The organism is Cognatiluteimonas sedimenti (assembly GCF_022808325.1).
In the GTDB taxonomy this organism is placed as follows: domain Bacteria; phylum Pseudomonadota; class Gammaproteobacteria; order Xanthomonadales; family Xanthomonadaceae; genus Cognatiluteimonas; species Cognatiluteimonas sedimenti.
Genome location: NZ_JALGCL010000001.1, coordinates 1185014 through 1196960, shown reverse-complemented (window position 1 = coordinate 1196960; position 11947 = coordinate 1185014). Strand labels below are relative to the sequence as shown.

General features: G+C 73.5%; 7 protein-coding genes. 6 read left to right on the top strand and 1 reads right to left on the bottom strand.

Annotated elements, in window-relative coordinates:
• The first annotated feature begins 126 nt into the window (after positions 1–126).
• The gene (locus MQC88_RS05740; RefSeq protein ID WP_243320320.1) at positions 127–2295 is read left to right on the top strand and encodes a RelA/SpoT family protein; all 2169 of its coding nucleotides are present in this window, start codon (positions 127–129) and stop codon (positions 2293–2295) included.
• 111 nt (positions 2296–2406) lie between these two features.
• Positions 2407–4047 carry a hypothetical protein gene (locus tag MQC88_RS05735; RefSeq protein ID WP_243319830.1) on the top strand — a complete coding sequence of 547 codons (1641 nt, stop codon included), beginning with the start codon at positions 2407–2409 and terminating at the stop codon, positions 4045–4047.
• 10 nt (positions 4048–4057) lie between these two features.
• On the opposite strand, the gene MQC88_RS05730 is transcribed toward MQC88_RS05735, so the two are convergent.
• Positions 4058–6151, bottom strand: coding sequence for a glycosyltransferase (locus MQC88_RS05730; protein ID WP_243319829.1), 2094 nt, complete (start codon positions 6149–6151; stop codon positions 4058–4060).
• 147 nt (positions 6152–6298) lie between these two features.
• On the opposite strand from MQC88_RS05730, the gene mrcB reads away from it, so the two are divergent.
• Genes mrcB through tsaB form a run of 4 tightly spaced genes read left to right on the top strand, consistent with a single transcriptional unit; the run spans position 6299 to position 11943 of the window.
• Positions 6299–8740, top strand: coding sequence for a penicillin-binding protein 1B (gene mrcB, locus MQC88_RS05725; protein ID WP_243319827.1), 2442 nt, complete (start codon positions 6299–6301; stop codon positions 8738–8740).
• A gap of 14 nt (positions 8741–8754) precedes the next feature.
• The gene (locus tag MQC88_RS05720) at positions 8755–9267 is read left to right on the top strand and encodes a hypothetical protein (RefSeq protein ID WP_243320317.1); all 513 of its coding nucleotides are present in this window, start codon (positions 8755–8757) and stop codon (positions 9265–9267) included.
• A 1-nt stretch (position 9268) separates the two neighbouring features.
• Positions 9269–11257, top strand: a complete 1989-nt coding sequence (gene yoaA, locus MQC88_RS05715; protein WP_243319825.1) for a DNA repair helicase YoaA — start codon at positions 9269–9271, stop codon at positions 11255–11257.
• Positions 11254–11943 (top strand): tRNA (adenosine(37)-N6)-threonylcarbamoyltransferase complex dimerization subunit type 1 TsaB, encoded by a 690-nt coding sequence (gene tsaB / locus MQC88_RS05710; protein ID WP_243319823.1) that lies wholly within the window; start codon positions 11254–11256, stop codon positions 11941–11943. The genes yoaA and tsaB overlap by 4 nt, the downstream gene beginning before the upstream one ends.
• Positions 11944–11947: the final 4 nt, after the last annotated feature.

The window sequence follows — 11947 nt, the reverse complement described above, 5'->3', positions numbered from 1 at the left end:
CCGCGAGCGAACCCGGCTTGTCCGGGTCGCGTCGACCCGGATATGGTGGCGATCGATCCCCTCGTCGTGAACGCCGTGCCTCCCCCCGAGCACGACAACCCGCAGGCCGCCACGCTGACGCCAGCCATGCTGGCGGCGCCTGCGTGTGCCGCGATCGCACCGGCGCTGCAGGCGTTGTTGCGGGAAGGCATCGCCGCCGGCGCCGTCGCCCTGCGCGACCCGGCGCCGGTGCTTGCCGACACGCTGGGATCGCTGGCACTGCTGGAATCCGATGGTGACGTCCTCGCCGCCGCGATCCTGCATGTCGCCCCCGGACTGCGGCAGGCGCTGCAGCCGCGGCTGGCGCGGGAGTTCCCGGCAGTGGTGGCCCTGCTCGACGGCCAGGCGGCCGCCAACCAGGTGTGGGCGCTGCACGCCGAGCGCCGCGACCACGGCAGCGGCAGCGAAGGCCTGCGCCGGCTGTTGCTGGCGATCGTGCGCGACCTGCGGGTGGTGCCGATCCTGCTGGCGCGGCAGTTGGCGCGGCTGCGCCACGCGGACCGCTTGTCGCAGGAGCAGCGCCGTGCGCTGGCACAGCTGACCCGCGACATCCACGCCCCGCTCGCCAACCGCCTCGGCATCTGGCAGTTGAAGTGGGAGCTGGAAGACCTCGCCTTCCGCTACCTGGACCCGGACACCTATCGCCGGATCGCGCGCCTGCTCGACGAAAAGCGCGGCGACCGCGAGCGCTACATCGAGCAGGTCAAGGCGGCGCTGGAGGGCGCGCTGGCGGCGCAGGGCGTGCACGCCGAGGTCGCCGGCCGCCCCAAGCACATCTACAGCATCTGGAAGAAGATGCAGAAGAAGGACGTGCCGATCGGCGAGCTCTACGACTTGCGCGCGGTGCGGGTGCTGGTCGACGACGTCGCCGCCTGCTACGCGGCGCTGGGCGTGGTGCACGCGCTGTGGCTGCCGCTGCCCAGCGAGTTCGACGACTACATCGCGCGCCCCAAGCGCAACGACTACCGCTCGCTGCACACCGCGGTGGTCGGCCCGGAAGGCAAGACCCTGGAAGTGCAGATCCGCACCTTCGAGATGCACGCGCAATCCGAGCTCGGCGTGGCCGCGCACTGGCGCTACAAGGAAGCGGGCGGGGCGGCCGGCGGGGCGGGACGCTCGGCCGCCGGCGACGCCGCGCTGGACCGCAAGATCGAATGGATGCGGCGCCTGCTCGACACCCACGTCGATGGCGGCAAGGATGACGGCGGCGAGGCCGGCCTGCTCGGCGAGCTCGACAGCGAGCTGGTCGAGGACCGGATCTACGTGCTGACGCCGAAAGGCGAGGTGGTCGACCTGCCGTTGGGCGCGACGCCGCTGGACTTCGCCTACCACGTGCATACCGAAGTCGGCCACCGTTGCCGTGGCGCCAAGGTCGACGGCCGCATCGTGCCGTTGGACCATCGCCTGCGCAGTGGCGACCGGGTCGAAATCCTGACCGCGAAGACCGGCGAGCCGCGGCGCGACTGGCTGGTCGCGGCCAACGGTTTCCTCGCCAGCCCGCGCTCGCGCGAGAAGGTGCGCAACTGGTTCCACAAGCTGGACCGCGCCCGCAACGTGCAGGCCGGGCGTGAACTGCTGGACCGCGAGTTGAAGCGGGTCGGCCTGCAGCACGCCGACCCGGCGCCGGCGCTGCAGAAGTTCAACGCCGACGGCATCGAGGACCTGCAGGTGCTGGTCGCGCTGGGCGACGTCGGCCCGCACCAGGTCGTGCGCGTGCTGCTGGAGCACGAACGCGCGCGCAGCGAGCCCGTGCGCGCGACCGCGCCGGCCAGGCCGCGTGCGCCGCGCAAGCCCGCGGCGACCAAGTCCCCGGCGTTCACGGTGGTCGGCGTCGGCAACCTGCTGGTGCAGATCGCGCGCTGCTGCCAGCCGCTGCCGGGCGAGGCGATCGCCGGCTACCTCACCCGCGGTCGCGGCGTCAGCGTGCACCGCGGTGATTGCGCCACCTTGCTGCGCTTGTCGGCGGCGCAGCCGCAGCGGGTATTGCCGGTGGAATGGGGCAGCCACGGCGGTGGCGGGCACGAGGTCGAGGTGCTGGTCGACGCCAGCGACCGCAAGTGGCTGCTCAAGGACGTCACCAACCTGATCGCGCAGGAAGACACCCACGTGCTCGACATCCACAGCGAGCACGCGCGTGCCGGCCGGGTGCGCCTGCGGCTGCGGCTGCGGGTGGCCGATTTCGGCCAGCTGTCGCGGCTGCTCGGCAAGCTCGATGGCCTGCCGGGCGTGGAACGGGCGCGACGCGCCACGCCCTAGGCGACCTTGCGACGGTTTCGCCTGTTCGGCCCATGCCGCGGGGGCCGGCCGGCAGACGCACGGCAGCTGGAACACCCGGCGATCGCAGCGGATGCAGACGCTGCGATGATCGTGGCTTCTCTTATGCTGGCCGCGATGCCCCGCGAGCGCGATCCCGACGAGCACCGCCCTTCCGGGCTCCCGGTGGATCCCGCGCGCCCGCCGCGCCGGGAACCGGTCGCCGGCACGCTCGATCCCGCCTGGTTCGAAACGGCGGCGTCGCGGCCGCACGCACGGCCACGGTCGCGACCACGCTGGCTGGTGCCGACGCTGTGCGCGATCGCCGTGGCCCTGGCGTTGCTGCTCGGCTTCAGGCGCCCGCTGGCCGAGCGCCTCTGGCCGCAGACCCGCGCCCAGGTGCTGCGCGCCCAGGCGGCGCAGGCGTTGGCGCAGGGCCGCCTGAGCGCGGCCGATGGCAGCGGCGCGCGCGAGCTGTACGAGGCGGCGCTGGCGATGGATCCGGACCGCAACGAAGCCCGCGACGGCCTGATGCAGGTGGCGCAGGCGGCGCTGGCGCGCGCGCAAGGCGCGATCGCGGCGGGGCGCTTCGAGGAGGCCCATCGCGATCTTGCGCTGGCGCAGGCGTTGTCGGTGCCGCGCGCGCAGGCCGACGCGGTCGCCGCGCAACTGCGCGCACGCGAAGCGGCGCGTGCCGGCATCGCGCAGCTGCTCATGCGTGCTGCCAGGGCCCGCGCCGAGCACCGGCTCGACGGCAGCGATACGGCCGCGCTGCCGCTCTACCAGCGGGTGCTGGCCTTGCAGCCCGAGCGCGTGGAAGCGTTGGAGGGCCGCGAGGACGCGCTCGCCGACCTGTTGCAGGAGGCGCGACAGGCGTTGGCGCGCGGCGAGCTGGCGCCGGCCGCGGCGATGATCGCGGCCGCGCGTGGCTACGATGCCGGCCACGGCGACCTGCCCGGTGCCGAGGCAGCGCTGGCGCGGGCACTGGAACAGGCGCGGCAACGCGCCGAGGGCGACCGCCGCCGTGGCCGCCTCGACGCCGCCGCGCAGGGATATCGCGCGCTGCTCGCGATCGATGCCGGCGACGCCGAAGCGGCGCAGGGGCTGGAACGGGTCGGTGTCGCCTGGGCGCAGCGCGCGGAACGGCTGGCCTCGGATTTCCGCTTCGCCGACGCCGGCGCAGCGCTGGAGCGGGCGCGCGCGCTGGCGCCGCAGGACAGCGCGGTGGCCACCGCCGCGCGCCATGTGGTGCGCGCGCAGCAGGCCAAGGCCCGGCTCGGATCGCCGCTGTCCGCGCGCGAACGGCGGCGCCGGGTGCAGGCGCTGCTGGCCGATGCCGTGGCCGCCGAGGGCCGCGGCGACCTGCTCGCGCCGCCGGGCGACAGTGCCTTCGACAAGCTGCGCGCCGCGCGCGCGATCGCGCCAGGCGACGCCGCCGTGCGCCGCGCCTCCGCGCGCCTGCTGCCGGCCGCGCGCGAATGCTTCGATCGAGAACTGCGCGGCAACAACCTCGGTCGCGCCGATGCCTGCCTCGATGCCTGGCAGGCACTGGACGGCGACAGCGCAGGGGTGGCGCAGGCGCGGCAACGGCTCGCCGGACGCTGGCTGGCCTACGGCGACGAACGCCTGGCGGCGGGCGAACTGCCGCGCGCGCGCGCGGCACTGGCGGCCGCGCGCGCGAACGACCCGGCCGCCCCGGGGCTGGATGCGTTCGAGCAGCGGCTGCGGGCCGCGTCGCCCGCGGACCAGCCCTAGCCGGGCGCGCTCAGAGCAGCAGCCGGCGCACGCAGTCGCGCGCGGCATCGAGCGAGAAGTGGCGCTCGACGTTGGCCAGGCCGCCCGCGCTCAGGCGCTGCCACAGCGCCTGGTCGTGGTACAGGCGCACCAGCGCATCGGCGAAGGCCGCGGCATCGGCGGCCACCAGCACGTCCTCGCCGTCGCCCAGGTGCATGCCTTCCACCGCACTGGGCGTCGCCACCACCGGCTGGCCGTGGGCCATGCTCAGGTTGACCTTGCCCTTGACCCCGGCGCCATAGCGCAGCGGCGCCACCGCGATCCGGCAGCCGTCCATGTACGGCGCGATGTCGGGCACGTGCCCGTGCACCAGTACGCCCGGCTGCGACGCCAGCGCTTCGACTTCGGGCACCACGTGGCTGCCGATGCAATGGAAGCGGACCCCGGGCAGCCGTTCTCGCACGCGCGGGAACACCTCGGCGGCGAACCAGCGCACCGCGTCCACGTTCGGCGGATGGCGGAAACCGCCGACGAATACCAGGTCGTGGCGCTGCGCGAACGGCAGCCCCGGCCCCGCCGGCTGGTGCAGGTTGGACAGGACCTCGACCGTGGCCCGCGGTGCGTCGCGGGCCAGCAGTTCGCGTTCGGCCGCGCTCACCACCACGGTGACGTCGCTGCGCGCGATCACGTCAAGCTCCAGCGCGCGCGTGCGCGCGGCGTTGCGCAAGAGCGCTTCGTCGCCGCGCAGTTCGGCCGCGCGCTGCTCGCGCAGGTAATGCAGGTCGACGGTGTCGAATGCGATCCGCGCCTGCGGCGCGTGCGCGCGCAGCAGCGGCAGGAATTCACGGGCGACGTAGTGGCGGCACAGCAGCACGCTGTCGAAGCGCGGCCCATGCTCGCGCAGCCAGGCCGGCGCACGGCGGGCGAAGGGCGCGTACCAGGCCTCGACCCCGAGCTGCTGCAAGGCCTCGGTGTAGCGCCCGGCATGCGCGCGGTTGGCCGGCAGGAACACCACGTGCGCGCCTTCCTCGCGCAGCAGCCGCATCAGGTTGACCAGCCGCAGCGAACCCGAGTCATGGTCCGGTTGCGGCGTCAGCGCGTCGATCACCAGCACCTGGCGCTGGCGGCGGTGCAGGACGGCCGGCGACGGCAGCGTGCCCGGCGCGGGCTGCAACGCGAGTTCGGCGCGCCGGTGCTCCGCGAAACGCTGGCGGTTGCGTACCTGGTAGGCCTTGGCGCCGCTGCCGGTATCGGTGCCCGAGGTCGTGCCTTCGTCGTGGACCACGCGCGCGGCCGGCTGGTACAGCACGCGGCGGCCGGCGGCGCGCACCGCGAACGCCAGGTCGGTGTCCTCGTAGTAGGCCGGTGCATAGCGCGGGTCGAAGCCGCCGACCTGCGCGAACAGCGCGCGCGGGATCGCGAGCGCGGCGCCGCTGGCGTAATCGGCATCGCGCAGGTAGGAATAGCGCGGATCGCGTGGCGATTCGAAGCGGCCGTAGTTCCAGCCACTACCGTCGGCGAAGACCACGCCCCCGGCTTCCTGCAGGCGGCCATCGGGGTAGAGCAGTTGGGCGCCGACCAGGCCGGCATCCGGGTGCGCATCGAAGGTGTCCAGCAGCACGTCGAGCCAGCCGGGCTGCGGCACCGTGTCGTTGTTGAGGAACACCAGGACCTCGCCGCGGGCGAGCCCGGCGCCGTCGTTGCAGGCGGCGATGAAGCCGCCGTTCTGCGCGCGGCGGTGGTAGCGCAGGCCCGCGACCTGCGGCAGCGCGGTCGTGGTCGCGTCGGTGGAGCCGTCGTCCACGACGATGATCTCGACCGCCGCGGCAGGCGGATGCGCGGCCAGCGCGCGCAGGCAGGCCAGGGTATGCGCGAACTGGCCATAGACCGGGATCACGATGCTGGCGCGCGGATGCGCGGACGCGGGCACGGAAAACGGCGCGAAGGCGTCGTCGGCGGGGCGGAACAACGCGTCCACCGCGGCCGCGGGGGCACGCCGCAACTGGATCGCCGCGCGTTCCCAGCTGGCGCGCCAGCCGCGCGTCCTCAGGCTGGTGGCGCCGCGTCGCAGCAGGCCGAGCGCGCGATCGAACAGGAACCGCGCATCGGCCAACGACAACGACATGCCAACGGAACTCCGGCTGACTGGGGAAGGATGCCTGCCCGGGCGGCGGAATGGCCTGCGCTAGACTCGGCGCTTCCCGGCATGCCCGGCCATTGTCGCATCCGCACGCCTGCCGGCGCAGGCCCCCACATTCGTGCCACGGAACCCATGCCGCGCATTGACTACGACGAAGACGACGATCTCGACGCCACCCCGGCCGGCGACTGGCGCCGGCGGCTGCTGACCTGGGGCCTGGCGGCGGTCGGCCTCGGGCTCGGGTTCCTGATTCCCTACACCCTCTACCTCAACCACCAGGTCGGCGCGCACTTCGGCCAGTTGCGCTGGCAGCTGCCGACCCGGGTCTACGCACGGCCGCTGCTGCTGGCGCAGGGGCTGGCGATGGACGCGCGCACGCTCAAGACCGAGCTCGACGCCGCGTCCTACCGCGACGACGGCGCCGGGGTGCGTCCCGGCACCTACAGCCATGACGGCGGCCGCTGGCGCATCGCCAGCCGCGGCTTCCAGGACGTGGCCGGCATGGTCGGGCCGAGCCGGATCGAAGTGGTGCTGTCGGGCAACCGCGTCGCCAGCGTGCGCGACCTGGCGCGCAAGCGCGCGGTCAAGTCGGCCCGGCTGGACGCGGCGCGCATCGCCACGCTGTACGGACAGAAGCAGGAAGAGCGGCGGCTGGTGCGGATCGAGGAGGTGCCGGAACTGCTGATCACCGGGCTGCAGGCGGTCGAGGACCGCGATTTCGCCCACCACCACGGCATCGACCTGTCCGGCATGCTGCGCGCGCTGTTCGTCACCGTGCGCTCGGGCGGGCAGACCAAGCAGGGCGCCAGCACCCTGACCCAGCAGCTGGCGCGCAGCGGCCTGCTCGGCATCGGCCAGGAGCAGACCCTGACCCGCAAGTTCAACGAGATCCTGTACGCGCTGCTGATCGAGGCGCGCTACGACAAGCGCACGATCCTGGAGACCTACCTCAACCAGGTCTACCTCGGCCAGCGCGGCGCGCAGGAAATCCGCGGCGTCGCCGCCGGCGCCGAATTCTGGTTCGGACGCGACCTGCGCGATCTGTCGACCGAACAGGTCGCGCTGCTGGTGGGCATCATCCGCGGCCCGTCGTGGTACGACCCGCGCCGCAACCCGGAGCGCGCCAGGGCGCGCCGTGATTTCGCGCTCGAGAAGTTCCACGAGACCGGCCTGATCAACGACGCCGAACTGGCGCGCGCGCAGAAGGCGCCGCTGGGCATCACCGACGCGCCGGGCAGCACCTCGGCCAACCGCTTCCCGGCCTATGTCGACCTGGTGCGGCGACAACTGGCGCGCGACTACCCCGCCGATGCCCTGCAGGGCGCCGGCCTGAGCGTGATGACGGCGATGTCGCCGGCGGCGCAGGCCTATGCCGAGGGCGCGGTGACCAGGACGCTGAAGTCGCTCGACAACAGGAAGCGGCCGCCGCTGCAGGCCGGGCTGGTGCTCACCGACGTGCACGAAGGCGAGGTCCGCGCAGTGGTCGGCAGCCGCGATTTCGCGCAGCACGGCTTCAACCGCGCGGTCGAGGCGCAGCGCCCGGTCGGCTCGATCATCAAGCCGTTCGTGTACCTGCTGGCGCTGGCGCAACCGGGGCGCTGGTCGCTGGCCAGCTTCGTCGACGACAGCCCGGTCACCATCACCCTGGACAACGGCAAGCGCTGGAGCCCGGGCAATTCCGACCGCCGCAGCCACGGCACGGTGCGCCTGGTCGATGCGCTGGCGCATTCCTGGAACCAGGCCACGGTGCGCGTGGGCATGCAGGTGCAGCCCGAACGCGTCGCCGACCTGATCCGGACACTGGCCGGGATCCACGCCGATCCCAATCCTTCGCTGATCCTCGGCGCGATGGACCAGAGCCCGTACGCGATGGCGCAGCTGTACCAGTTCCTCGCCTCCGACGGCGAGATCCAGCCGCTGCACGCGGTGCGCGGCGTGATCGACCGCGACGGCAAGGTCGTCAACCGCTACGACAAGGCGCCGGCGCCGGCGCAGGAAGGCGATGCGATCGCGGCGCGGCTGGTGACGATCGCGCTGCAGCAGGCGGTGGTCGGCGGCACCGGGCGGCAGTTGGTCGCCGACGGCCTCGGGCGGCTCAACGCCGCCGGCAAGACAGGCACCAGCAACGACGGGCGCGACAGCTGGTTCGCCGGCTGGACCGGCGACCACCTCGCGGTGATCTGGGTCGGCAACGACCAGAACGAGATGACGGGCCTGTATGGCGCCACCGGCGCGATGAAGGTGTGGTCCGGGATCTTCTCGCGGCTGCCGAGCGCGCCGCTGCAGGTCGCCGACAAGGGCATCGACTGGCAGTGGGTCGTGCAGTCGCGCAGCACCGATTCCGGATGTCCGGGCGCACGCCGCTTCGCCTTCGTCGCCGGCTTCGCGCCGGCCTACCAGCCCTGCGTCTACGCCAACCCCGATCCCTACTACCAGCAGCAAGGGCAGCAGGACGACGGGCGCGAAGGCGGCTGGCGCAGCTGGTTCGGCTGGGGCGATCGCGACGATCCGGCGAAACAGGCGCCGCCGCAGCCCGAGCCGGCGCCGCGGCCGGCGCCGGCGGAAGCGCCGTGACGGCGTTCCCGTCCATGGCGTTGCGTGCGCTTGCGGCCGGCACGTTCGTGCTGCTCGTCGCCTGCGCCACGCCGGCGCCGCCGCCGCCCGCCGCGCTGACCGACGCCTCACCGGAAGCGATGGTGGCGGCGATCCGCGCGACCGCCGGCCACGATGACGCCGAACTGGCGGTGCAGCCGCTGCGCGACCCGATGGTCGAGGACCTGCGCGAGGACGCGCTGCAGCTGGAAAGCCGGCAGCGGTACGCCGACGCCGCGGCGGCGCTGGACCAGGCATTGGCGATCGTGCCGGAGGATCCGGCGCTGCTGCAGGAACGCGCCGAGGCGGCGCTGCTGCTGCGGCAATTCGACGACGCCGAGCGCCTTGCGCGCCGCGCCTACGAGTTGGGCGCGAAAGTCGGCCCGTTGTGCCGGCGGCACTGGGCCACGGTGCGACAGGCGCGGCTGGTCGCCGGCGACGCCGCCGGCGCGCAGTCGGCGCAGGCGCAGGTCGACGACTGCAAGGTCGCCGGCCCGAACCGGTTCTGAGATGTCCGCGCTGACCGACCGCAGCCACGCCGCGCTGGCGCAGGGGGGCGCGCTCGCCGAAACCATCGACGGCTTCGCGCCGCGCCCGGCGCAGCAGCGCCTGGCCGAGGCGGTGGCGCAGGCGTTCGAGCAGGGCGACGTGCTGCTGGCCGAAGCCGGCACCGGCACCGGCAAGACCTATGCCTACCTGGTGCCGGCCTTGCTGTCGGGCCTGAAGACCATCGTTTCCACCGGTACCCGCGCGCTCCAGGACCAGCTCTACCACCGCGACCTGCCGCGCGTGCGCGACGCGCTCGGCGTCGGCCTCAAGAGCGCATTGCTCAAGGGCCGCGCCAATTACGTGTGCAGGTACCGGCTGGAGCAGGCGAAGGGCGATCCGCAACTGTCCAGGGGCACGCTTTCAGGTTACGACCAGGTCGCGCTGTTCCAGCGCATCGTCGCCTGGGCAGGGCGCACGCGCATGGGCGACCTGGCCGAACTCGACGGGTTGCCGGACGATTCGCCGTTGGTCCCGCTGGTCACCAGCACCGCCGAGAACTGCCTGGGCAGCGAATGCCCGTTCTGGGCGGATTGCTTCGTCGTGCAGGCGCGGCAGCGCGCGCAGGCCGCCGACCTGGTGGTGGTCAACCACCACCTGCTGCTCGCCGACCTGGCGCTGAAGCAGGAAGGGTTCGGCGAGATCCTGCCCGGGGCGCAGGCATTCGTGGTCGACGAGGCGCACCAGTTGCCGGAACTGGCCGCGCAGTTCTTCGGCGAGGGCCTGGGCGCGCGCCCGCTGGTGGAGCTGGCGCGCGATGCGCTGCGCGAATGCAAGGACGTCCCGGGTTCGCTCGCGCTGGTGCAGGGACCCGCGCAGCAACTGGAACACGCCGGCCGCGCCCTGCGTGCGGCGATGGACGTGCTGCCCACGCGCGGCACCCAGCAGCGGGCGCTGGAGGAAGCGCCGGTCCGGGCGGCGTTCGAGGCCCTGGCCGCGGCGCTCGCGCAGCTCGGCGAAGCGCTGGGGCCGGTGCGCGAAGCGTCGCCAGGGTTCGACGCCTGCCAGGCACGCGCGCAGGATTCGGCCGCGCGCCTGGCGCGCTGGCTGGTCGAGCGCGACCTCGATTCCGGGCTCGATGCCGTCGACGACGACGTGCGCTGGTACGAGCTGACCCCGCGCGGCTTCCGATTGCAGCGCACGCCGCTGGACGTGTCCGGCCCGCTGCGCGCGCACCGCGAGCGCTCTCACGCGGCCTGGGTGTTCACCTCTGCGACGCTGGCGGTCGCCGGCCGCTTCGACCACGTCGCCACGCGGCTGGGACTCGAAGCGCCGACCACGCTGCTGGAGCCCAGTCCTTTCGACTGGAACGCGCAGGCGCTGTGCTACCTGCCGCCGCGATTGCCCGAGCCGATGTCGCGCGACTACAACGCGGCCCTGGTCGAGGCCTTGCTGCCGGTGCTGCGGGCTTCGGCCGGGCGCGCGTTCGTGCTGTTCGCCTCGCATCGCGCGCTGCGCGAAGCGGCGCAGGCGCTGCGTGGCCAGCCGTGGCCGCTGTTCGTGCAGGGCGAAGCACCGCGCGCGCAGCTGTTGCAGCGCTTCCGCGATTCCGGCAACGGCGTGCTGCTGGGCGCCGCCAGCTTCCGCGAGGGCGTCGACGTCGCCGGCGCCGCGCTCAGCGTGGTGGTGATCGACAAGTTGCCGTTCGCCGCGCCGGACGATCCGGTGTTCGAGGCGCGGCTGCAGGCGGTGCGCCGTGGCGGCGGCAATCCGTTCCGCGACGAGCAACTGCCGCAGGCGGTGATCGCGCTCAAACAGGGCGTCGGCCGCCTGATCCGCACCGAAAGCGATCGCGGCGTGCTGGTGCTGTGCGATCCGCGCCTGGCCGGCAAGAGCTACGGCCGCGTGTTCCTGGATTCGCTGCCGCCGCTGCCGCGCACGCGCGACGTCGGCGATGTCGAAGCGTTCTTTGCGGCAGAATCCCCGGCCATGACCGGAACCGGCCCGCGATGAAGCTGCTCGCCTTCGAGACCTCGACCGAAGCCTGCTCGGTCGCGCTGTGGCTGGACGGCGCGCTGCACGAGCGCTTCGAACTGGCGCCGCGGCGGCACGCGGAGCTGGCGTTGCCGTGGGCGGAAGCCTTGCTCGCCGAGGCGGGCGTCGCGAAGGCGCAGCTCGATGCGATCGCCACCGGGCGCGGGCCCGGCGCATTCACCGGCGTGCGCCTGGGGGTGGCGATCGCGCAGGGCATCGCGCTGGCGCTGGATCGCCCGGTGGTACCGGTGTCGACGCTTGCCGCATTGGCGCTGCCGGCGGCCGGCGAGCGCATCCTCGCCGCGATCGACGCGCGCATGGGCGAGGTCTATTTGGCCGCGTTCGGGCGCGAAGGCGACGGCCTGCGGCTGCTGCAGGCCGAGGCGGTGGTCGCGCCCGGTGCGGCCGCATTGCCGGAAGGCGACGGCTGGCACGGCGTCGGTACCGGCTTCGCCGCCGCGGACGGCGCACTGCCGGCGCGATTCGGCGCGCGGCTCGCCAGCGTCGACGCAGGCGCCCTGCCGCATGCGGCGGACGTCGCACGGCTGGCGGTGGCGGCCTTCGCCCGCGGCGAAGCGGTGGCGCCGGAACGGCTGGAACCGGCCTACCTGCGCGACAACGTCGCCCTCACCCTGGCCGAGCAGCAGGGGCGCCGCGGATCGTGAACCG